The sequence below is a fragment of the Streptomyces sp. NPDC088124 genome (assembly GCF_040685895.1).
Lineage (GTDB): Bacteria > Actinomycetota > Actinomycetes > Streptomycetales > Streptomycetaceae > Streptomyces.
Genome location: NZ_JBFBJB010000019.1, coordinates 76,098 through 98,330 on the forward strand (window position 1 = coordinate 76,098; position 22,233 = coordinate 98,330).

At 71.3% G+C, this 22,233-nt stretch carries 20 protein-coding genes and 1 pseudogene; 10 read left to right on the plus strand and 11 right to left on the minus strand.

Annotated elements, in window-relative coordinates; translation table 11 throughout:
* The first annotated feature begins 24 nt into the window (after positions 1–24).
* On the plus strand, positions 25–510 hold the full coding sequence (locus AB0P17_RS17720) for a YchJ family protein (RefSeq protein ID WP_365811898.1): 486 nt from the start codon (positions 25–27) through the stop codon (positions 508–510).
* Positions 511–525: 15 nt separating this feature from the next.
* On the opposite strand, the gene AB0P17_RS17725 is transcribed toward AB0P17_RS17720, so the two are convergent.
* Positions 526–1,590 carry an ATP-dependent DNA ligase gene (locus AB0P17_RS17725; RefSeq protein ID WP_365811899.1) on the minus strand — a complete coding sequence of 355 codons (1,065 nt, stop codon included), beginning with the start codon at positions 1,588–1,590 and terminating at the stop codon, positions 526–528.
* 136 nt (positions 1,591–1,726) lie between these two features.
* On the opposite strand from AB0P17_RS17725, the gene ligD reads away from it, so the two are divergent.
* On the plus strand, positions 1,727–2,752 hold the full coding sequence (gene ligD, locus AB0P17_RS17730) for a non-homologous end-joining DNA ligase (RefSeq protein ID WP_365811901.1): 1,026 nt from the start codon (positions 1,727–1,729) through the stop codon (positions 2,750–2,752).
* Between the two features lie 12 nt (positions 2,753–2,764).
* On the opposite strand, the gene AB0P17_RS17735 is transcribed toward ligD, so the two are convergent.
* The 3 genes from AB0P17_RS17735 to AB0P17_RS17745 all read right to left on the minus strand — a co-directional run bounded on the left by AB0P17_RS17735 (position 2,765) and on the right by AB0P17_RS17745 (position 8,313).
* Positions 2,765–3,520 carry a hypothetical protein gene (locus AB0P17_RS17735; RefSeq protein WP_365811903.1) on the minus strand — a complete coding sequence of 252 codons (756 nt, stop codon included), beginning with the start codon at positions 3,518–3,520 and terminating at the stop codon, positions 2,765–2,767.
* Between the two features lie 225 nt (positions 3,521–3,745).
* Positions 3,746–5,926, minus strand: coding sequence for a family 16 glycoside hydrolase (locus AB0P17_RS17740; protein ID WP_365812024.1), 2,181 nt, complete (start codon positions 5,924–5,926; stop codon positions 3,746–3,748).
* Between the two features lie 83 nt (positions 5,927–6,009).
* Complete coding sequence (locus tag AB0P17_RS17745) at positions 6,010–8,313, minus strand: ThuA domain-containing protein (protein WP_365811904.1); 2,304 nt, start codon at positions 8,311–8,313, stop codon at positions 6,010–6,012.
* On the opposite strand from AB0P17_RS17745, the gene AB0P17_RS17750 reads away from it, so the two are divergent.
* Positions 8,267–8,518, plus strand: a complete 252-nt coding sequence (locus AB0P17_RS17750) for a hypothetical protein (RefSeq protein WP_365811906.1) — start codon at positions 8,267–8,269, stop codon at positions 8,516–8,518. The genes AB0P17_RS17745 and AB0P17_RS17750 overlap by 47 nt on opposite strands.
* A gap of 247 nt (positions 8,519–8,765) precedes the next feature.
* Positions 8,766–9,842: a multicopper oxidase domain-containing protein gene (locus AB0P17_RS17755; RefSeq protein WP_365812026.1), complete on the plus strand. Its 1,077-nt coding sequence runs from the start codon at positions 8,766–8,768 to the stop codon at positions 9,840–9,842.
* 23 nt (positions 9,843–9,865) lie between these two features.
* On the opposite strand, the gene AB0P17_RS17760 is transcribed toward AB0P17_RS17755, so the two are convergent.
* Positions 9,866–10,477, minus strand: a complete 612-nt coding sequence (locus AB0P17_RS17760) for a TetR family transcriptional regulator (protein ID WP_365811908.1) — start codon at positions 10,475–10,477, stop codon at positions 9,866–9,868.
* A 238-nt stretch (positions 10,478–10,715) separates the two neighbouring features.
* On the opposite strand from AB0P17_RS17760, the pseudogene AB0P17_RS17765 reads away from it, so the two are divergent.
* Both AB0P17_RS17765 and AB0P17_RS17770 read left to right on the plus strand, forming a co-directional pair.
* A pseudogene (locus AB0P17_RS17765) lies at positions 10,716–11,072 on the plus strand (ergot alkaloid biosynthesis protein); the annotation flags it as partial.
* Between the two features lie 239 nt (positions 11,073–11,311).
* The gene (locus tag AB0P17_RS17770; RefSeq protein ID WP_365811910.1) at positions 11,312–11,569 is read left to right on the plus strand and encodes a WhiB family transcriptional regulator; all 258 of its coding nucleotides are present in this window, start codon (positions 11,312–11,314) and stop codon (positions 11,567–11,569) included.
* 27 nt (positions 11,570–11,596) lie between these two features.
* Here the strand turns inward: AB0P17_RS17770 and AB0P17_RS17775 are convergent, their stop codons facing one another.
* The 5 genes from AB0P17_RS17775 to AB0P17_RS17795 form a co-directional block, all read right to left on the minus strand.
* Entirely contained in the window at positions 11,597–12,520 is a 924-nt protein-coding gene (locus AB0P17_RS17775; RefSeq protein WP_365811912.1) for a chitosanase, read from the minus strand.
* A 129-nt stretch (positions 12,521–12,649) separates the two neighbouring features.
* Complete coding sequence (locus AB0P17_RS17780; protein WP_365811914.1) at positions 12,650–13,627, minus strand: acyl-ACP desaturase; 978 nt, start codon at positions 13,625–13,627, stop codon at positions 12,650–12,652.
* 142 nt (positions 13,628–13,769) lie between these two features.
* On the minus strand, positions 13,770–14,540 hold the full coding sequence (gene ddaH / locus AB0P17_RS17785) for a dimethylargininase (RefSeq protein ID WP_365811915.1): 771 nt from the start codon (positions 14,538–14,540) through the stop codon (positions 13,770–13,772).
* A 107-nt stretch (positions 14,541–14,647) separates the two neighbouring features.
* Positions 14,648–16,285: an ABC-F family ATP-binding cassette domain-containing protein gene (locus AB0P17_RS17790; RefSeq protein ID WP_365811916.1), complete on the minus strand. Its 1,638-nt coding sequence runs from the start codon at positions 16,283–16,285 to the stop codon at positions 14,648–14,650.
* 354 nt (positions 16,286–16,639) lie between these two features.
* The gene (locus tag AB0P17_RS17795; RefSeq protein WP_365811918.1) at positions 16,640–17,056 is read right to left on the minus strand and encodes an SsgA family sporulation/cell division regulator; all 417 of its coding nucleotides are present in this window, start codon (positions 17,054–17,056) and stop codon (positions 16,640–16,642) included.
* A gap of 281 nt (positions 17,057–17,337) precedes the next feature.
* Between AB0P17_RS17795 and AB0P17_RS17800 the strand changes: the two genes are divergently transcribed.
* Complete coding sequence (locus tag AB0P17_RS17800) at positions 17,338–18,042, plus strand: endonuclease V (protein ID WP_365811920.1); 705 nt, start codon at positions 17,338–17,340, stop codon at positions 18,040–18,042.
* On the opposite strand, the gene AB0P17_RS17805 is transcribed toward AB0P17_RS17800, so the two are convergent.
* On the minus strand, positions 18,032–18,739 hold the full coding sequence (locus AB0P17_RS17805) for a phenylalanine--tRNA ligase beta subunit-related protein (protein WP_365811922.1): 708 nt from the start codon (positions 18,737–18,739) through the stop codon (positions 18,032–18,034). The two genes, AB0P17_RS17800 and AB0P17_RS17805, sit on opposite strands and share 11 nt — an antisense overlap.
* A 221-nt stretch (positions 18,740–18,960) precedes the next feature.
* On the opposite strand from AB0P17_RS17805, the gene AB0P17_RS17810 reads away from it, so the two are divergent.
* The 3 genes from AB0P17_RS17810 (at position 18,961) to AB0P17_RS17820 (ending at position 22,196) form a co-directional block, all read left to right on the plus strand.
* Positions 18,961–19,542, plus strand: coding sequence for an XRE family transcriptional regulator (locus AB0P17_RS17810; RefSeq protein ID WP_365811924.1), 582 nt, complete (start codon positions 18,961–18,963; stop codon positions 19,540–19,542).
* A 162-nt stretch (positions 19,543–19,704) separates the two neighbouring features.
* Entirely contained in the window at positions 19,705–20,886 is a 1,182-nt protein-coding gene (locus AB0P17_RS17815; RefSeq protein ID WP_365811926.1) for a CaiB/BaiF CoA-transferase family protein, read from the plus strand.
* Between the two features lie 95 nt (positions 20,887–20,981).
* Entirely contained in the window at positions 20,982–22,196 is a 1,215-nt protein-coding gene (locus AB0P17_RS17820; RefSeq protein WP_365811928.1) for an acetyl-CoA C-acetyltransferase, read from the plus strand.
* The last annotated feature ends 37 nt before the right edge of the window (positions 22,197–22,233 follow it).

Genomic DNA, 22,233 nt, shown 5'->3' on the forward strand with positions numbered 1-22,233 from the left:
ACCCGTCCTGGAGTACCGCATCCCATGGCCCGACGCCCCGCACCCCGCCGCCGTCCCGGCCGAACCGTCCGGACCGGCCGGTCCTCGGGGGCGGGGCGGCCCGTCACCGGCGGGTCGCCCTGCCCCTGCGGAGGGAGCGCTCCGTACGGCTCGTGCTGCGGGCGGTTCCACACCGGGTCCGAGACGGTGGGCGGCGGCGCCACCCCGCCCACCGCCGAGCTGCTGATGCGCTCCCGCTACAGCGCCTTCGTCGTGCTCGACGCCGCGTACCTGCTCAGGACCTGGGATCCGGCGACCCGGCCGGCCCGTCTGGAGCTCGACCCCGGCACGCACTGGCAGGGCCTGGAGATCCTGGCGACCACCGAGGGCAGCGCCTTCCACACCACCGGCACGGTCACCTTCCGCGCCCGCTTCACCGACGACGGCCGCCCCGGCGAACTGCACGAGCGCAGCCGCTTCGCCCGGCACGCCGGAGCCTGGGTCTACGTGGACGGCACGTTCCTGGACTGACGGCGGTTCCTGGACTCACCGCCCCGTCAGCACCTCCGACAGGTCGTACCGCACCGGCTCCTCCAACTGCGCGTACGTACAGCTCGCCGGCGTACGGTCCGGCCGCCACCGGCGGAACTGCGTGGTGTGCCGGAACCGGTCGCCCTCCATGTGGTCGTACGCCACCTCACAGACCCGCTCGGGCCGCAGCGGCAGCCAGGACAGGTCCTTCGTCCCGGACCAGCGGCTCGGACCGCCCGGCAGCCGGGCGGTCTCGTGCGCGGCCTCCTCCGTCCAGGCCGCCCACGGGTGGCCCTCCGCGCTCTCCATGCGCAGCGGCGCCAGCTCCGCCGCCAGCTCGGCGCGGCGCCGCATGGGGAACGCGGCGCAGACCCCGACGTGCTGGAGGACGCCCGCCGTGTCGTACAGGCCGAGGAGGAGCGAACCGACCACCGGACCGCTCTTGTGCTCCCGGTAGCCGGCCACGACGGCGTCGGCGGTCCGCTCGTGCTTGATCTTGTACATGGACCGGACGTCCGGGCGGTACGGCAGATCGAGCGGCTTGGCCACCACCCCGTCGAGACCGGCTCCCTCGTACCGCTCGAACCACTCCCGCGCCACCTCGATGTCGGTGGTGGCGGGCGCGACATGGACGGGGGGACGCGCGGGGGAGAGCGCCGCCTCCAGCGCCTCCCTGCGGCGCGCCTGGTCCACGCCGAGCAGCGAGGCGTCGCCGAGCGCGAGCACGTCGAAGGCGACGAAGCTGGCCGGGGTGCGCGCGGCGAGCAGGTCCACCCGGGACTTCGCCGGATGGATCCGTTCCGTGAGCAGTTCGAAGTCGAGCCGGTCGCCGTGCACGATCACGATCTCGCCGTCGACGACACAGCGCTCGGGCAGCTCGGCGAGGAGCGCCGTGACCAGCTCGGGGAAGTAGCGGGTGAGCGACTTCCCGGTCCTGCTGCCGATCACCAGCTCGGCGCCGTCACGGTGCACGATCGCCCGGAAGCCGTCCCATTTGGCCTCGTACAGCATGCCGGGCGGGATACCGGCCACGGACTTGGCGAGCATCGGTCTCACGGGCGGCATCACCGGCAGGTCCATGGACCGATTGTCGGACAGAACCACCCGTACCGCCCGGCGTGTGCCCGCCCGCACCACCCGGGGTGTCCCCCCGGCGGCCGGTGCGTGACCCCGTCCAGTGATGCGCTCCGCGCGGGCCCGGCCTACCGTGGTCCCCATGGGCGCAGGCACGGGTGCGGCGGTGGAGCTGGCGGCGGGCGGCAGGACCGTACGGCTGTCCAGCCCCGGCAAGGTCTACTTCCCCGAGCGCGGCTACACCAAGCTGGACGTCGCGCGGTACTTCCTGGCCGTGGCGCCGGGCATCACCCGCGCGCTCCACGACCGTCCGACCACCCTGCAGCGCTTCCCCGAGGGCGTCGACGGCGAGTCCTTCTTCCAGAAGCGCGCCCCGAAGAACCTCCCCGGCTGGATCCCCACCGCCCGGATCGAGTTCCCCAGCGGACGCTCGGCCGACGAGATCTGCCCGACGGAGCCGGCCGCCGTCCTCTGGGCGGCCAATCTGGGCTGTCTCACCTTCCACCCCTGGCCGGTGCGGCGCGACGCCACCGACCACCCCGACGAACTGCGCATCGACCTCGATCCGCAGCCCGGCACCGGCTTCGCCGACGCGGTGCGGGCCGCCCACGAACTCCACGCGTTCCTCTCGGAACAGGGGCTGCGCGGCTGGCCCAAGACCTCCGGCGGACGGGGGCTGCACGTCTTCGTGCCGATCGAGCCACGCTGGACGTTCACCGAGGTACGGCGGTGTGCCATCGCCGTCGGCCACGAGCTGGAGCGAAGGATGCCCGGCCGGGTGACCACCGCGTGGTGGAAGGAGGAGCGCGGCGAGCGGATCTTCGTCGACTACAACCAGACCGCGCGGGACCGCACCATCGCCTCCGCCTACTCCGTACGCCCCCGCCCGCACGCCCCGGTCTCCGCGCCGCTGCGCTGGGAGGAGCTGGACGATGTGACGCCGGACGACTTCGACCTGGCGACGATGCCGGTGCGCTACGCCGAAGTGGGCGACGTACACGCGGAGATGGCGGACCGGCCGCACCGGCTCGACGGGCTGCTCGAACTCGCCGACCGGTACGAACGCGACCACGGGCTGGGGGACATGCCGTACCCGCCGGACTACCCGAAGATGCCGGGGGAGCCGAAGCGGGTGCAGCCGAGCCGCGCGAAGCGCGAGAGTTCGTGAACGCGGCGAGGACTAATCGGAATCGCGCTGGAACTGTGCGGCGTGGTCGTCGGGCCATCCCTTACCGGCGAGCCAGTCCTTGAAGCCGGATTGGTTGGGTTGGTCGAGTCCTTCGATGAACAGGTACTTGCGGGGGATGTCGCCCTCGTGCGCCCACGCGCCGTTGGTCGACTTGCCGCCCAGCCCCTCGGGCCGGTCACCCTTCAAGTTGCCTTTCGAGAACACTCCGGGCTGGCTCAGATCCAGCATTCGGATTTTTACGTTGACGGTGCTGTCCTTTGCGAGGGACTCGACGATTCCCGTAACGCCCTTGAGCCCCTTGACCGTGGCATCCCACATGAAGACATGCTTGTGGTGCCCCATTTTCTCGCTGCCTTCGGAGAGTTTTATGTCGAGGCTCGCGGCTGTCTTCAGGCCGCTCGTATTGAGCGAGAGGCGTAGCTGTTCGAGGCCCTTGTCCTGTTTGTCGATGGCGACATGGGTGTATTCCCGAGAGTGCTCCTCGCGGTCCGGCGCGCGCTGCACGCCGGTGCCGAAGGCTCGCTGCGCGGGCGCGGATCGTCCATGGCCCGCACCGTGTGTCTGCCGCTGCACAGCGAGCGAAACGGCCGCATTCCCCGCGCTCTGCTGAAGCGCCGTCACCACACCCGGCGTGAGGGCGGCTCCGGGAGAGAACGCCGCCGGACGCGGTGCGCTCGATGGGGTACGGGAAGCGGAGGGCTGCGGTTTCGTCCTGTCCGGAGCCTTGACTGAATCCTGTGCATGCATGCGACGAAACCTTCTGATAAGCCTATGCGATCTACGCTACATGTGTATGCAGCAAGCGTGCTCGACCGCAAGGGCAGGAAGGGTACTGTTCGCTGCCCTTTGGGGAAGAGGTAACCCCGCCCGATACACATCGGGCGGGGTTACCTGCCTCACGAGGCAGGCACTCCACGCAGGGAGGGAGCGCCTGCCGAGAGGGGACGCACCGTCAGCGGGCCGCTACGGCGGTCACAGCTCCTTGATGCGGATGTCGCGGTACGAGATGACGTCCGTCGTGCCGTGGACCTGGAGCCCGACATAACCGGTGGCGTACCGCCGGCCGTCCGTGCCCGGGTCACCGGCGCGTTCGGGGTAGAACGTCTGCCCGCCCACGTTGTCGAACTCGTTGATCAGCACCCCGTTGCGCAGGATCGTGTAGTGCTGACCCTCCACCCGGATCTCGTAGTCGTTCCAGGTGCCCTTCGGGGTGACGCCCGCGCCGCCCAGACCCACGCGGTCGAAGCCGTAGATCGAGCCGGTCTTGTACATGTCGCCGTCCGGGCGGTCCAGGATCTGGATCTCGTGCCCGTAGTTGATGGCGACCCACTCGGGGCGGGACTCCTCCGGGTGGTTGTGGACGTTCGGGAACCGTACGAACACACCGCCGTTGGCGTTGCCGTTGCCCGGGGCGTCGTCACGGAACTGGAGCTTCAGCGAGAAGTCGCCGTACTGGCGCTGCGGGAACCACAGCATGCCCATGCCCGCGACGGTGGTGCTGCTGGTGATGGCGCCGTCGCCGCTCAGCGCGAACTTGCCGCCGCCGACCTGCTCCCACTTGGCCAGGGACTCGGCCGTGCCGTCGAAGAGCGGGCGGTAGCCCTCGGTCTGCCCGGGGGTGCCGATCTTCGACTGCTTGGCGGCCTTGGTGATCTTCCTGAACTCCCGGTCGTCGATGACGTTGTCGGTCAGGAGCTTGTCGAGCACGCTGTCGACGTGCTTGAGGAAGAGGGCCTGCGAGGTCCACTCCTTCTCGTCCTCGATCAGCTCGTTGATCGTGCACCGGTTACGGGTCAGCCGGTTCGGCACGCCCGAGTCGACCGTGCCCACGATGACCGTCAGCCGCTCGTCGAACTCCGGGCAGTTGGGGGCCGGTACGCCGCCGCCCTGCGCGACGGTGAACGAGACCTGCTTGGCCTGCGCGGTGTTGCCCGCCTTGTCGGTCGCCCGGTAGGAGAGCGCGTGGTAGCCGACCCGGTCGACGATGACCGGGGTGGTGTACGCGAGGTAGGGGCCGCTGTCGAGGGAGTACTCGATCCGGTCCACACCCGACTCGGAGTCGGTCGCCGTGAGCGTCACCTTCGCGCTGGTGATGTAGGCGCCGTTGGAGTTCTTGTCGCCGGTCACCACCGCTCCGGTCACCGGCGGGGTGGTGTCCTTGACCGGCGGCTCCACCACCGTGAACGACACCGACTTGACCGCCGCCGCGTTGCCCGCCTTGTCGGTGGCGCGGTAGCGGACCGTGTGCGTGCCGACCTCGTGGACCATCACCGGGGCGGTGTACGGCTGCCAGGCGCCGTCGGCACCGAGCGCGTACTCGATGGTGTTGACGCCCGAACCGGTGTCGGAGGCGGTGACGGTGACCGTGGCCATCGACAGGTAGTCGCCCGCCTCGTCCTGGTCACCGCTCACGGTCGCCGAGGTCTCCGGCGCCGTGGTGTCGTCGGTCGGCGGGGCGACCACGGTGAACGCGACCGACTTCTCCTCGGACGCGTTGCCCGCCTTGTCCGTGGCGCGGTACCTGACGGTGTGCTCGCCGACCTGGTCGACCACCACCGGGGCGGTGTACGGCTGCCACGGGCCGTCGGCGCCGACCGCGTACTCGGTGGTCGCCACCCCGGATCCGTCGTCGGTCGCAGTCACGGACACCTTCGCCGAACCGACGTACGCGCCGTCGGCGTTCTGCTGGCCCTCGACCTTGGCGGAGGTGGTGGGAGCGGTGGTGTCGTCACCGCCGCCCGCCTCGGTCACGGTGAGGATGCCGGTCATCTGGCCGTGTCCCGGGATGACGCACGAGAAGCGGTACTTGCCCGGGGTCAGGTTGACCTCGGTGGTGTACTTGCCGCCGTTGGCGTCAGTCGGGTTGGCCAGGATGTTCAGCGGTACGTCGTTGTTGTACTCGGGATCCGACACGTCGAAGGTGAGGGTGTGCGGCATGCCGAGGGTGTTGCCGGTGGCCGCGCTGTTCTCGAAGACGATCGTGGTCGGCCCGGCCACCGCGGTGGTCGGGAAGCTCAGGTACTTGTCGATGGCGTTGCCCGCGGTCCAGGTGAGCACCTGGGCCGCCGCCGTGCTCGCGTCCGGACGCCTGTCGTCGCCGGCGCCGCTCGACGGCTGCCCGACGGCCGCCGTCGAGGTCAGCCCCAGCACCATCAGCAACGCGCCCAGGAGGGCTGTCCACAGGCGTGGCGACCGGTGGGCCGCCCGGCGCCCCGGCCGTTGTCTCAACTCGCGTCTCACTGCGCCGCCTTCCTGGCCAGGTCACCGGCGGCCGGGGTCGGCTCGCCGCCCTTGTACGTCACGCGCCAGAGCGCGGACTGGGAGTCGGAGGTGAAGAAGCCGCGCCCGTAGTCGAGGACGTAGAGCGAGCCGTCCGGGGCGAACTTCCAGTCCATCAGGTTGCGGATGCCGCCCTGACCGACCGGGATGATCTTCTTCAGGGTCTCGGCGTGCACGGGGAGCCCGCCCTTGCCCACGGTCTTCGGATCGGTCACCACCGCGTGGCGCGGGCTGTCCGTCGCGTCGTAGAAGTCGCCGACGAACCACTTGCCGTCCCAGTACTCCGGCCACTTCGCCGCGCTCGTGCTCTGCGCGTCGTACCGGTAGACCGGGCCGTTCATGGTCGCCTGGCCGCCGCCCTTGAGCCATGGCAGCAGGAAGGTGCTCTCCTCGGCCTTGTAGCTGGGGATGCCGTTGGCGTCACGCGGGAAGTCGGGGGCGCCGCCCTGGGGCGAGTACCAGATGGTGTTGCCGGTGACGGGCGGCAGGTTCACCAGGCCGTCGTTGTGGGGCGACTCGTTCTTCGGGGCGGCGCAGTTGTACCACCCCAGCGGCTTGGACGGGTCGGGCAGGTTACGGTCCCGGTAGGGCTGGTTGTTGCCCATGCAGAACGGCCAGCCGTGGTTGCCCGCCTTGGTGATCGCGGAGAACGTGTCGTACTTCGCCGGACCCCACGTGGTGCTCGGCGCCCCGGCGTCCGGGCCGACCCAGCCGGCGTACAGGGTGTCGGTCTTCCGGTCGATCGAGATCCGGGAGGGGTTGCGCACGCCCATCACATAGATCTCGCCACGGGTCTTGCCGCCGCCCTCGGCCTGCTCCTTGCCGGTGAAGAGGTTCCCCTCGGGCAGGGTGTAGGTGCCGTCCGGCTCCGGGTGGATCCGCAGGATCTTCCCGTTGAGGTTGTTGGTGTTGCCCGCGGTGCGGCGCGCGTCGGCGAAGGCGACGCCCTTGTACGTGGGCTCCGGGTTGTTGCCGGAGTAACCCTCGCTGAAACCGGAGGAGTTGTTGTCACCGGTCGCGATGTACAGGTTGCCCTTGGAGTCCCAGGCCATGCCGCCGCCGGAGTGGCAGCAGCTGTTCACCTGAACCGGCCACTTCAGCAGGACCTTCTCGGAGGCGAGGTCCAGCTTGTTCGTCGCGCTGTCCAGCGTGAAGCGGGAGACGCGCCGCTCGGCCATCCGGGTGTCACGGTTGAGCTGTGAGTGCGGTGTGTAGTGCAGGTACACCCAGCCGTTGGTCGCGAAGGCGGGGTCCAGCTCGATCCCGAGCAGCCCCTCCTCGACCTTGATCAGCTCGCCGCCGCCGCCCTTGTTGCCGAAGACGGTGAGGGCGCCCGCGAGGGTCACCTTCTTCGTCTTCGGGTCGTAGACGTGGACCTGGCCGAGGCCCTTGCCGACGTCCGGGTTGTTCCAGTCGGTGACCACGGGGGCCGCGTTGTCGCCGCCGCCGCGGCCGATGTACAGCACGCGCCCGTCGGGCGTGGTGACCATGCCGTGCGGCTCGCCGATCTGGTCCTGCTGACCGGCCTGGTTCGGCTGGGTGACGCGCTCCGCCGTGTAGTTGGAGTCGATCGTCGCCTTGCAGTCGGCGCGGGAGATCCGCGTCGTCCAGTTGAGGGCGCCGCGCAGGTGGTCGCGGAAGTCCGTCTCGGCGTACGACTCGGCCGTACCGCCCATGCCGGTGTAGAAGGACCGCCCGCCGGCGTAGTCACGGCACCAGGAGATCGGGTGGTCGGCCCCGTTGGCCCCGGTGGCCGGCTTGAAGCTGGCCTCCCTGACCCGGGCCACCGTGTGCACCTTGCCGCTCGGGTTGGCCGACCAGTTGAACCACTTGTCGGGCCGCTTCCACTCCAGCGGCAGGTTCTTGGTGGCCGGATTGATCCGGTCGCCGACCTCGACGGTGGCCCGCTGCACGCTGCTCGGGGCGCCCGTGGGCCGGGCCCCGATCAGCCCCGTGAACCAGTCGGAGTACGGCTCGGTACGGGCCGCCTCGTGGATCCCGAGGAAGCCGCCGCCCGCGTTCATGAATGATTCGAGGCCCGCCTCCTGCTCGGGGTCGAGCACGTCGCCGCCGCCCGTGAGGAAGACGACCGCGTTGAACCTGCCGAGCTTGGTGGCGTTGGTGAAGACCGAGGCGTCGTCCGTGGCCACGGTCGTGAACCGCTCGCCCGCGGGCCCCGACAGGCCGATCGACTCGATGGCCTCGATACCGGCGTTGACGACCGGCGACTCCTCGGTGGCCGAGGCGTGGAAGACGAGCACCCTCACGTTCTGGCCGCCGGGCGGCGACGGAAGGGACAACGTTGTCGGCGCCGGTTCGGGATACGGCCTCGCGGTCGCGGCGTTGGAGCCGAGCAGCGACGCCGCCAGGGCACCGGCCGCCAGGGCCGCGGCAACGCCGCGTCTCGCCCTTCTCGCCCTCTTCGGACTCGTCGTTCTCGTCGGTCCCGGGAATCTCGACCGGTGATGCGGTGCAGGCTGCATCTGTTCACCCACCCCTCTCTGGACACAGTCTTCGGACACGGTCTTGTGGGCACAGCAACAGCGCCTGAAACTAGACCTCTTTCGTCAGTACGCCAATAGGTACGACCGCAATCCCACCAACTTTGTCCTGAGTGTGGATAAACGGCGGTCGCTGGTCTACCGTGTGGCCGTCCCCGGGGTCTCATGTGCCCCGCAAACGTCCTTACGGCACTGGGGAGTTCACGATGGCCATGGACCGAAGGAGCTTCAACCGGCGGCTGTTGGCGGGAGGTGCGGTCGCCGCGACCGGGGCGACCTCGCTGTCGGTCGCCGCCGCCTCGGCCCCGGCCGCCTCGGCGGCTGACACCCCGCCCAGAACCGCTCCGGCGGGCGGCCAGGTGCGCCGGATCAGCCTGTACGCCGAGAACCTGCCGAACGGCCAGATGGGGTACGGCTTCGAGAAGGGCAAGGCCACCATCCCGGGGCCGCTGATCGAGCTGAACGAGGGCGACACCCTCCACATCGACTTCGAGAACAACTGCGACGTCGACGTCAGTCTCCACCCGCACGGCGTGGACTACGACATCGCCAACGACGGCACCCGGATGAGCCGGAGCCATGTCGAGCCGGGCGGCACCCGTACGTACACCTGGCGCACCCACGCCCCCGGCAGGCGCAAGGACGGCACCTGGCAGCAGGGCAGCGCGGGCTACTGGCACTACCACGACCATGTCGTGGGCACGGACCACGGCACGGGCGGCATCCGCAAGGGGCTGTACGGTCCCGTCGTGGTCCGCAGGAAGGGCGACATCCTGCCGGACAAGCAGTTCACGATCGTCTTCAACGACATGTCGATCAACAACAAGCCCGGCGCGGAGAGCCCCAACTTCGAGGCGACGGTGGGCGATCGCGTCGAGATCATCATGATCACGCACGGCGAGTTCTACCACACGTTCCACATGCACGGGCACCGCTGGGCGGACAACAGAACGGGCCTGCTCACCGGCCCCGACGACCCCAGCCGGGTGATCGACAACAAGATCACGGGCCCGGCGGACTCCTTCGGCTTCCAGGTCATCGCGGGCGAACGCGGGGGCGCGGGCGCCTGGATGTACCACTGCCATGTCCAGAGCCACTCCGACATGGGCATGGCCGGCCTCTTCCTGGTCGCCAAGGCGGACGGCACGATCCCGGGGTACGAACCGCATCATCCGGCCGCGTCGGCCGATCCGAAGAGCGGCGCGAAGGCCGGCGCGAAGGCCGGCGCCGAGGCGGATCCGAAGGCCGACGCGAAGAGCGGCGCGAAGGCCGACCACTCGGGCCACTGACGCCTGGTCCGGGGCGCGCCGCCTCAGGCGTCCAGGACCCGCGCGGCGTAGGCCGCCAGGCGCTCACTCATCTCCTCGCCGGTCATGTCCTCCTGACCGGCGAGGTGTTCGACGAGATCCGCGCGCGTGGCGGCCAGCAGGGCGTGCGCGGTGAAGCCGCTGTCGGCGACGGCCGGCAGCCGGCGCAGTGTCCCTTCGAGGGTGCCGTGCCACCACGCGTAGTGGCCCGCGTCGTACGGGCTGCCGCTGCCCGCCTCCTCCAGGGCCGGCGCCAGATGGCGGTTGTCCAGCTTGAACCGCGGCACGGCGTCGAGCAGTGCCAGTACCCGGTCGCGCGGCGGGGCGTCGGGCCCGAGCGGTCCGGGCCCGGCCTCGACGGCCTGCCGCAGCGGTGCGATCCGCGCCTCGGCCGGCACCCGGATCAGCCCGGTGCGGTCGCCGAAGCGTCGGAAGAGCGTGCCCTTGCCGACCCCGGCCGCCGCCGCGATCTCGTCCATGGACACGCTGCGCGGGCTCTCGCTGCGCGCGAACAGGGTGTCGGCCGCGGCCAGGGCCGCCTCCCGGTTGCGCACCGCGTCCGTGCGCTCCTTGCGCGGTGCCCCGGTCCCCGTACTCCGTGTGTCTCCGCTGCCCACTCGCCGCGCTCCCACTCTCCACCGCTCCCGCTCCCGCTCTCGCTTGCGCTCCCGCCCGGCATCTGCGCGGTCCGGCATTTCCGTGGCCCGGAGCCCCGTTGCCAAACGGACCGGCGGTCCATATTTTTCATCGGGCTTCCGGTCCGGATTGTGGAAGATGGAGCCTGCCATGAGCCACTCCCCGTACGGGACCGACCGCACCATCCTGGTCACCGGGGCCACGGGCACCACCGGCAGCCGTGTCGGCTTCGTCGACGCCGACGACATCGCGGCGGTCGCCGTCCACGCACTGACCGACGACCCCGCGCCCTCCGGCGATCTGGTCATCACCGGCCCCGAGGCGTTGGGTTACGACGATGTCGCGGCCGTCATCACCGAGGTCACCGGCCGGCCCGTGACCCACCGGTCGCTCGGTTTCGAGCAGTTGCGCGACCGCCTGGCCGCCGGCCTGCCCGAGGAGTTCGCCGCGCTGCTGGCCGGTCTCGACCTCTCCATCGCCGAGGGGGCGGAGGACCGCACCACCGGCACCGTCGAGCGCGTCACCGGGCGCCCGCCCCGCGCCTTCCGCGCGTTCGCCGAACAGGCGATGCGCTGACGGCGGGTGCGTGCGGCCCGGCCCGGATCCGAGTGGGCGGCCGACGCGCCGTGCCGGCCGCTGTACTTCTCGGTCACCGAATGCCACCCTACGGTGACGGTCGGCCGGGAGCCCGGCCCCACGGCGCGTACGGGACCGGCCGCCATCGAGGTGCCGGACCGCGATGAACAGGACCCGTCCGGTGAGGCGTTGACGGTTCGTCAATCATTCGTTTATCGCGTGCGGGCAACCTGTGCGACATGCCGATCAACATCACCACCAGTACCACCACGACCGACGAACTCTCCTGGCAGGAGAGCGCGTTGTGCGCCCAGACCGGGCCCGAGTTCTTCTTCCCCGCCCCCGGCTCCTCCACCCGTGAGGCCAAGCGGCTGTGCGGCGCCTGCGAGGGGCGGATAGCCTGCCTGCAGTACGCGCTCAACCACGACGAGCGGTTCGGGGTCTGGGGCGGGCTCTCCGAGAAGGAGCGGCAGAACCTCCGGCGCCGCAGCGGCTGAACGCGCGCCGGCCGCGCACCCGGCCGCTCACACCGCGTCGATGCGGAACGTCTCCCCGTACACCTGCCAGCGCAGCGGCAGCCGCAGATCCATGTTGCCGTCCCGCAGGAAGAGACGTTGCGCGGTGTCGATCCGTGAGGAGTCGCGCTGTGCCGTGACGGACTTCGTCTTGATCACGGACCGGCTCGCGTCCAGGAAGGCGGAGAGGTACGCCTTCTCGTCGCCTCCCTCGGCCGCCGTCCTCGCCTTCTTCATGGCCGCCTCCCGGATGCCGTAGAAGCCCTCCGCGTCGAGGCCCGGGCCGTGCAGGACCATCGCGTCGTAGTAGACGAACTGGCCGAGGGTGCCGAGCCCGTCCATCTTGGCCAGCCGGACGGCCGGGTCGAAGTACAGCGTGTCGCGGGTCCTGTCCTGCGCGGCACGGAAGTCCGCCGACTCCGCGGCCTGCGCCCAGGCGTCCCGGAAACCCGGGTCGAGACCCTCGTGCGAGTCGCTGCCGTCCACGGCGCGCAGCGCCGGGAGGTAGGAGGCGAGCGGATTGTCCGGATGGGACTTCGTGTACGACTCCACGAGGTGCAGCATGTCGTTGGTCCCGGAGCAGAAACCGATGATCCCGGCCGTGTAGCCGTTGCCGTCCCCGATGTCCTCGATGGCACCGTACTGGCCGCGCCAGTCGAGTGTGGAGTTCTCCGCGCTGGCGACGAGCCGCGCGGCGATCTCCTTCTTCTCTGGAGCGGCGAGGCCCGGCGGCAGCTTCTCGATCTGCTTCTCCGCCTTCTCCAGCTCGTCCGCGTCGGCGGAGAGGAGCGGAGCGGGGGCGGTGCTCCGCTCGGGATACTCCGGCGGATGGTCGGCGAGCACCGCCGAGCCGCCGTCGCCGCCGCCGAAGAACACCACGGCGCCGACCAGGAGAGGGGCGCCTATGAGGAAGAGGCGCGTAACAGGCTTCATCCGGCACAGGGTACGACGCACCGGCGCGCGCCTTCAGCCGTACGCCCCATCGGGCGCCGTGCGCCCCCTCACACGCCCGCGGGCGGCAGTACCCGCCCGCGGGCATGTGAGGTCGGGCCCCGCGGGACCTCAGCCCGCCGCGCGCGCCGCCATCCGGGCCTTGCGGGCGGCGAGCTTCTCGTCGAACTTGCTCGCCTCGGAGTCCAGCCCGCCCATGTACAGGCCCAGTTCCTCCTGCGCCTTCAGACCCTCGGGGCCGAGACCGCCGATCTCCATGACCTTCAGGAAGCGCAGCACGGGCTGGAGCACGTCGTCGTGGTGGATGCGCATGTTGTAGATCTCACCGATGGCCATCTGCGCGGCGGCACGCTCGAATCCGGGCATGCCGTGTCCGGGCATCCGGAACTGGACGACCACGTCGCGCACGGCCTGCATCGTCAGGTCCGGGGCTATCTCGAAGGCCGCGCCCAGCAGATTCCGGTAGAAGACCATGTGCAGGTTCTCGTCGGTGGCGATGCGCGCCAGCATCCGGTCGCAGACCGGATCGCCCGACTGGTGGCCGGTGTTGCGGTGCGAGACGCGGGTCGCCAGCTCCTGGAAGGCGACGTACGCGACGGAGTGCAGCATCGAGTGGCGGTTGTCGGACTCGAAGCCCTCCGCCATGTGCGCCATCCGGAACTGCTCCAGCTTGTCCGGGTCGACGGCGCGCGAGGTGAGGAGGTAGTCGCGCATCACGATGCCGTGCCGCCCCTCCTCCGCGGTCCAGCGGTGCACCCAGGTGCCCCAGGCGCCGTCGCGGCCGAAGAGGCTGGCGATCTCGTGGTGGTAGCTGGGGAGATTGTCCTCGGTCAGCAGATTGACGACGAGCGCGATCTTGCCGATGTCGGTGACCTTCGACTGCGCCGGCTCCCACGCCTCGCCGTTGTCGAAGATGCCGGGGAAGTTACGGCCGTCCGACCAGGGCACGTACTCGTGCGGCATCCAGTCCTTGGCGACCTTGAGATGGCGGTTGAGTTCCTTCTCCACCACCTCTTCCAGCGCGTACAGCAGCCGGGCGTCGGTCCACGCTTCCGACGAACTGCCGAGGTGGGGAGAGGTGATCGACACGGGTGCTCCAGGGGGACGGGAGTTTTACCTACGGGTTCGTAGGTTACGACACCGTAGGTTAAGGCCCGAATAAGCGAGTGGCCAAGCCCGGCCCCTGGATCACCTCGTGATCACCTCAGGTCGTCCACGTTCCCGCGCCCCCTCACAGCTCCCGCAGCCGCACGGAAAGGCAGGTCACACACCCTTCGAGCTTCTCGAACTCGCTGATGTCGACCGGCACCGGTTCATGGCCCAGATCCGACAGCAGTTCGGCGGTCCGCGGCGCGCTCGCCGCGATCAGCAGCTTCCCGCCGCCGAGCAGGACGACGTGCGAGCCCGGCTCCTCCGGCACGGAGAGCCGGCGCGGGAACGGCGACCAGTCGTCCACCAGCGGGTCGAAACCGATGACCGTGGAGTCGGGCAGTGCCGTCACCGCGGACTTGAGGTGCAGCACCTTCGTGACGGGTACGGCCACCACCCGCGCCCCGAGCGGTTCGAAGGCGGCGCGGAGCTGCGCCACCCCCGCCGCGTTGGTCCGGCCGCCCTGCCCCACGTAGACGGTGTCGCCGGTCCTGAGGACATCGCCGCCGTCCAGCGTGCCGGGTTCCCGTATCCGGGTGACCGTGCGGCCGAGCCGGACCAGTTCCTCCTCGACCGCGGCGGTCTCGGGGCGGCGGGAGGGGGCGCCGGGGCGGCAGATCAGCGCGACATCGCGGAACAGCACGACCGTGTCCTCCACGAACACCCCGTCCGGGCAGTCGTCGGCCGGCGCCACCTCGACGGTCTCCCAGCCGTGCGCGCGCAGCGCCGCGCCGTACCGCTCCCACTGCTCGACGGCGAGCGCGGAGTCGACCGGGGTCCTTTCGAGATGGGTGACCAGCCCTTCGGTGAGGCGCGGGCTCGGGCGTCGGATCAGAGCTTTTCCGTGGGGCACGGGTGTTCCTCCGTATCGTCCGGTGCGACGGGGCCGGACCGGTGACGGTCCGGCCACCGGTCCGGCGACGGGCCGGCGGGCCCGGGCCGGTACCGGCCCGCCCATCATCACCCGTGTCCCGCCGCCCGCACCTCCTCCGCGTCGGTGTCCCGGAGCTCGCCGTCCAGCAGCAGCCAGCGGGTGATGCCGATCGACTCCAGGAACGGCACGTCGTGACTGGCCACGATCACCGCGCCCCGGTACGACTCCAGCGCCGCCGTGAGCCGGCGGACGGACGCCATGTCCAGGTTGTTCGTCGGCTCGTCGAGCAGCAGCAGCCGGGGCGCCGGTTCCGCGAGCAGCAGCGCGGCGAGCGAGGCCCGGAACCGCTCGCCGCCCGAGAGGGTCCCGGCCCGCTGGTCGGCCCGCGCTCCCCGGAAGAGGAAGCGCGCCAGCCGGGACCTGATCTGCTGGTTGGTCGCCGCGGGCGCGAAGCGGGCGACGTTCTCGGCCACGGTGAGCGCGTCGTCCAGCACGTCGAGCCGCTGCGGCAGGAAGCGCAGCGGGACATGGACCAGCGCCTCGCCGGACTCCGGCGGCAACTCCCCGGCGACGGTGCGCAGCAGCGTCGTCTTCCCCGCGCCGTTCCGGCCGACCAGCGCGATCCGTTCGGGGCCGTGGATCGCGTACTCGCCGCTGACCTCGGCCCCGTACCGCAGCCGCAGGTCGCGCAGGGTCAGTACGCCGCTTCCGGGGTGGACGACGGTGCCCGGCAGGTCGATCCGGACCTCGTCGTCGTCCCGTACCGCCTCCACCGCCTCGTCCAGCCGCTCCTTCGCCTCGGCGAGCCGCTCGGTGTGCAGGATCCGGTGCTTGCCCGCGGACTCCTGGGCCGCCTGCTTGCGCCCGTTCATGACGATCTTCGGCTCGCGCTTGGTGTCCGACATCTTCTGGCCGAATCGCTTGCGCCGGGCCAATTTGACCTGGGCGTCGGAGAGTTCGCGCTTCTGGCGCTGTACGTCGGCCTCCGCGACCCGCACCATACGGGCCGCCGCCTCCTGTTCCTGGGCGAGCGCCTCCTCGTAGGCGGAGAAGGCGCCGCCGTACCAGCGCACCTCGCCGTCCCGCAGATCGGCGATCTGGTCGACGCGCTCCAGGAGTTCACGGTCGTGGCTGACCACGACCAGGGCGCCGGACCAGGAGTCGACGGCGTCGTGGAGCCGCCGCCGGGCGTGCAGATCGAGGTTGTTGGTCGGTTCGTCCAGCAGCAGCACGTCCGGCCGGGCGAGCAGCAGCGCGGCCAGGCCGAGCAGCACGCACTCGCCGCCCGACATCTCACCGACCGTACGGTCGAGGCCGAGCCGGCCGAGACCGAGGTGATCGAGGGTGGCCTGGGCGCGTTCCTCCACGTCCCAGTCGTCGCCGACCGCGGTGAAGTGCTCCTCGCTCGCGTCGCCCGCCTCGATGGCGTGCAGCGCGGCGCGCGCCTCGGCGACACCGAGCGCCTCGTCCACCCGCAGGGTGGTGTCGAGCGTCACGGTCTGGGGGAGGAAGCCGATGTCGCCGCTGATCGCGATCCGGCCCCCGGCCGGGGCGAGTTCGCCCGCGATCAGCTTCAACAGGGTGGACTTCCCCGATCCGTTGAGACCGATGAGCCCGGTCCGGCCGGGGCCGATCGAGAGCTGGAAGTCATGGAACACCTCCGTCCCGTCCGGCCAGGCGAACGAGAGCGCGGTGCAGGTGATGTGGGCGGGGGCGGCGGGCATACACGTCTCCGGTTGCTGCGGGGTTCAGGGGGGCAGGGCAACGGATGGAGACACCGCGAGAAGGAGGGAAGTCCAGGTCGGGGGACGGCTCGGCAGCCGAGGTCACACACGAGGCGGACAGCCGGAAGGAAGCACGGCTGTACGTCACGGTGTCTCAGGACCTCAGATGCGCAACGGTCCACTCCGATCGACGACAACAGGACCACGGGACACGGTACGAGGCCCTCCGGCGGCGGTCAAAGGAATTAACCGCGGCGCAGGCGGGAGCGCTGCCCGTCGGGGCGGGACCGGGGGAGGCCGGAGGGGGAGCCGGGGCCGCGGGGAGCCGGGGCCGCGGGCGGGCGGGCGTCGTCCTCAGCGCGCGTCGCGCAGCAGTTCCGTCAGATCGTGGTCCAGATCGAGATAGAGGTGCTCCCGGCCGGCCGGGACCAGGCCCTGCGAGCGCTCCAGGAACCGGCGCAGCTCCGAGGTGCGCAGATGCACCATCGCGGTGCCCTCGGGCGCGTGGAACTCCAGGACCGTACGGCCGTAGCCGAAGGGCCGCACCCGCACGTCGCCGACGCCCGCCGCCTCGGTCATCCCTTTCGCCAGCAGCTCACGGGAGAACTCCCAGGTGACCTCGGTGCCTTCGAGCGTCGCCGGGGGCGGGAACTCCATCCGTACGGCGAACGGGTCGGCCCGGTCGTAACAGAGCATCGCGGGGACGGTCTCCATCCGCGGAGAGGGCGAGACCAGCCGGGCCTGCACGGCCTGTTCGATGACGGGCGACATGGCCTGCTCCCCTTCGTCGGATCCGGACTGCGCCGGGCTCATCCCTACGGGTTCGGTACGGACGTCGCACCGCTTCGTACGGGAGAGGGAACCGGGTGCGGCCCTCCCCTAAAGGGAAAGACGGTGGAGCGGCTCAATACGTGCTCGGAATTCGGAGTGAGCTGTGTCACCGTGCGGTGATCTGTGTCACACCGCCCCGGTGGCCGTCGCGCCGGCGGCCCGTCCGGGCGGCCGGCGGCTGCCGGGGCGGCCAAGTGGCCGCCGCATAAGGTGTGGTCATCATGACGACGATCAGGACGCCCGCCGACGAGGCCGAGGCACGCGCCGTCCAGGACGAACTGCGCGGGCGCGTCGTGCTCGACGAGGCAGGCCCGCCGCCCGGCACGGGACTGGTGACCGGCGTGGACGTGGCCTACGACGACGAGCGGGACATCGTGGCCGCCGCGGCCGTCGTCCTCGACGCCGCCACCCTCGCCGTGGTCGACCGGGCCACCGCCGTGGGCCGGGTGGCCTTCCCCTACGTCCCCGGCCTGCTGGCCTTCCGGGAGATCCCGACCGTGCTCGCCGCGCTCGGCTCGCTCACCGCCGGGCCCGGGCTGATCGTCTGCGACGGGTACGGCCGGGCCCACCCGCGCCGGTTCGGCCTCGCCTCCCATCTGGGCGTGGTCACCGGATACCCGGTGATCGGGGTGGCGAAGAACCCGTTCACGTTCTCGTACGCGGACCCCGGCGACCGGCGCGGCGACTGGGCGCCGCTCCTCGCCGACGACGGCGAGGAGGTCGGCCGCGCGCTGCGCACCCGGGCGGGCGTGAAGCCGGTGTTCGTCTCGGTCGGCCACCGCGTCGACCTCGACACCGCCTGCGCCCACACGCTGCGGCTGAGCCCCGACTACCGCCTGCCGGAGACCACCCGGCGGGCCGACGCGCTCTGCCGTGAGGCGCTGCGCGCGGCGGTCGCGGGCCCGGACGGCGGTCTCAGATGGTGACCCGCGGCTGCGCCGGGCCGAGGTAGTACACCTCGGTCTTGTCGCTGTGCGGGACGAGCAGTCCGTGCAGCTCCTCGGCCGCGGCCTTGAGGAGGTCGCCGTCCCGGTCCGCGTCGACGGTTTCGAGGAGGAACGCGACGCGGGCGGAGTCCTCGGTGACGCGGGTGCGGTGCGCGTCGCGGTGGTTCCAGTGGCGGGTCAGCACGCCGGTGGTGTCCGCGTAGACGACCTCCCCCGGCTTGGGGGTCTCGGTGGTGTCGGGTTCGCCGAGCGGGGTGAAGGACTCGGTGCCGTCCGCGTGACGGATCTCGATGTCGCCGGTGACCCGGTCGAGGTCGAAGGCGCCCGCGGGCAGGGCGTGCCGTACGGAGACGGCGTTGTACGAGTCGACGGCCGGGCCGATGCGCGGCAGCGCGCCCTTCTTGGCGAGCCGGCGGCCGAGCGCGTCGACGCTGGGGCGGATGCGGCGCGGGTTGGTGCCGAAGGAGCGGTAGGCGGTGTGCCACGCCTCGATGCGGGGGTCGGTCTCGTCGGCGGGGTGCCAGGTGCCGTCGGTGAGCCCCTGCTCCAGCTCGGCCAGGGCGGCGGCGGTGTGGGGCCACGGCTCCCGGCCGCGCAGGCCGGTGGCGGTCACCAGGGCGATGAGGGCGCCGGGGAAGGCGTCCGCGACGGCGGGGGTGAGGCGGAAGGTGGTCATGGGCGGGATTTCCGTTTCGTGCGTGCTGTGTGCCTGCTGCGGGTGGGCGTGTGTGGGGTGTGAGATGCGCGTGAGCGCGGTGCGGGGGACGGGCCGCGTTCCCGCACCCTCTATCATCCCAATGGAACGACCGAACCGTACAGCAGGTCGACCGAACTATGTCAATCAACCGACCGCACGGTGCATTCGAATGGTCAGGCGGCGAGTGAGGATGTGATCAGATGGCCGAGACGGCCGCGGCCCTGCGGACACTCGCGCACAACGTCCGGACGGCCCGCGCCCGCGCGGGCCTGTCCCTCGACGAGCTCGGCAGGCGCGCCCAGGTCAGCAAGGGGGCCCTGGTGGGGCTGGAGAAGGCCCAGGGCAACCCCAACTTCGCCACCCTGGTCCGGCTCGCCGACACCCTCGGCGTCTCGGTGTCCGCCCTGCTGGAGGGGTCGGCCGAAGGCCGCGTCCGTATCGTCGCCGCCGACGCCGTCGCGCCGCTGTGGACCGGGGAACGGGGCGGTGAGGCCCGGCTCATGCTGACGACCTCGGGCCCGGCGCCCGTCGAGGTCTGGCGCTGGCGGCTGGAACCCGACGAGGAGTACCCCAGCCACCCCCACCAGGCCGGAGTCGTGGAGACCGTCAGCGTCACCGCCGGCCGGATGACCCTCGTCGTCGACGGCACCGAGCACGCCGTCGAAGCCGGACAGACCGCCACCTTCGACGGCGACGCCCCCCACGCCTACCGCGGCGCCGGCACCGAAACCTGCCACCTGATCATGACCGTCCACCTGCCGCCCGCCCCCGCCGCCTCCTGATCCGCGCGGCACCCGCTTGGCCGAACACCCCGGGTACGGCATAGGCTCGGGACAAGGCTAAGCGCTTGCTCTGCCGTACTCCGCCGGGCGCCTGGGCGGAGTGGACACGATCTCTCACCATCACCGGTGTCCCATCGGTGGTGCCACACCGCTGGGGGCCGGATGACAGGCACGACGGACGGTCCGCTGACCGGTGTACGCGTGGTCGAGCTGGCCGGGATCGGGCCCGGCCCCTTCGCCGCGATGACGCTCGCCGACCTCGGCGCCGATGTCGTACGGGTCGACCGGCCCGGCGGCGCGGGGCTCGGTATCGATCCGGCGTACGACCTCACCAACCGCAACAAGCGCTCCGTGCTCATCGACCTCAAGGCCGAGGACGGCCCGGCCCGCGTCCTCGATCTCGTCGAGCGCGCCGACATCCTGATCGAGGGGTACCGCCCCGGCGTCGCCGAGCGCCTGGGCATCGGCCCGGAGGAGTGCCACCGCCGTAATCCGCGGCTGGTGTACGGCCGGATGACCGGCTGGGGCCAGGAGGGACCGCTCGCCGACCGCGCGGGACACGACATCGGCTACATCGCCGTCTCCGGCGCGCTCTCCATGATCGGCAAGGCGGAGGAGCCGCCCGCGCTCCCCGCCAACCTGCTCGGGGACTACGCGGGCGGCGCGCTCTACCTCGTCATCGGCGTCCTCGCGGCGCTCCAGCACGCCCGTACCCCGGACGGCGCCGGGCAGGTCGTGGACGCGGCGATCGTGGACGGCACCGCCCATCTCACCACCATGATCCACGCCATGATGGGCGCCGGCGGCTGGCAGGACCGGCGCGGCGCCAACCTGCTGGACGGCGGCAGCCCCTTCTACGGCTCGTACGAGACCTCCGACGGCGGATACATGGCGGTCGGCGCGCTGGAGAAGCGCTTCTACAACGAGTTCGTCGAACTGCTCGGGCTGGCCGGCGAGATCCCCGACCGCAGGGACTTCGCGCGCTGGGACGAACTGCGGGACGCCGTGGCCGCCCGGTTCAGGACACGGACGCGCCGGGAGTGGACCGCCGTCTTCGCGGGCTCCGACGCCTGCGTCGCCCCCGTGCTCTCCCTGCGCGAGGCGCCCGGCCACCCGCACCTCGCGGCCCGGGGCACCTTCACCGACCACGCGGGCCTCGTCCAGCCATCGCCGGCGCCCCGCTTCTCCGCCACACCGGGGTCGGTACGCCGCCCGCCCGCGCACCCGGGGGCGCACAGTGCCGAGGTCGCCCGCGACTGGGGCCTGCCCGACGCGTCCGATCCGTCCGATCCGTCGGGCGCGCCCGAAAGCCCCGGCGGGGTCGAACGGTCCGGTCCGGCCTGAGCCACCCGTCCCCCGTCCGTTCCCCGCCCGCCCGCTCTTCCCGCCCGCTCTTCCCGCCCGCTCTTCCCGTCCACCCGCAACGGAAGGCAGCCGCCGTGACCACCGAAGCGTTCGTCTACGAAGCGATCCGTACCCCGCGCGGCCGCGGCAAGGCCAACGGGGCCCTGCACGGCACCAAGCCCATCGATCTCGTCGTCGGCCTCATCCACGAGCTGCGCCGCCGACTGCCCGGACTTGACCCGGCCGCCGTCGACGACATCGTGCTCGGCGTGGTGAGCCCGCTCGGTGACCAGGGCTCGGACATCGCCCGGATCGCGGCCATCGCCGCCGGACTGCCCGACACGGTCGCCGGCGTCCAGGAGAACCGCTTCTGCGCCTCCGGCCTCGAAGCCGTCAACCTGGCCGCCGCCAAGGTCCGCTCCGGCTGGGAGGACCTGGTCCTCGCGGGCGGCGTCGAGTCGATGTCCCGCGTGCCGATGGGCTCCGACGGCGGAGCCTGGGCGATGGACCCGATGACCAGCTTCGCCACCGGCTTCGCGCCCCAGGGCATCGGCGCCGACCTGATCGCCACCCTCGGCGGCTACAGCAGGCGCGACGTGGACGAGTTCGCCGCGCTCTCCCAGGAACGGGCCGCCGCGGCCTGGAAGGACGGCCGCTTCGCGCGCTCGGTCGTGCCCGTACGCGACCGCAACGGACTCACCGTCCTCGACCATGACGAACACCCGCGCCCCGGCACCACCGCCGAGTCACTCGCCGCGCTCAAGCCGTCCTTCGCGGAGATCGGCGAGAAGGGCGGCTTCGACGCCGTCGTTCTGCAGAAGTACCACTGGGTCGAGCGGATCGACCACGTCCACCACGCGGGCAACTCCTCCGGCATCGTGGACGGCGCGGCCCTCGTCGCCGTCGGATCCCGGGAGACGGGGGAGCGGTACGGGCTCACGCCGCGCGCCCGGATCGTCTCCGCGGCGGTCTCCGGATCCGAGCCGACCATCATGCTGACCGGTCCGGCGCCCGCCACCCGCAAGGCCCTCGCCAAGGCCGGACTGACCATCGACGACATCGACCTGGTCGAGATCAACGAGGCGTTCGCCGCGGTCGTCCTGCGCTTCGTCGACGAGATGGGGCTCTCCCTGGACAAGGTCAACGTCAACGGCGGCGCCATCGCGCTCGGCCATCCCCTCGGGGCCACGGGCGCGATGATCCTCGGCACCCTCGTCGACGAACTGGAGCGCAGGGACCAGCGGTACGGCCTCGCCACGCTCTGCGTCGGCGGGGGCATGGGTGTCGCCACCGTCATCGAGCGTCTCTGACCGGCCGTTTCCCCCTTCTCTCCCTCTACGGAGCAGC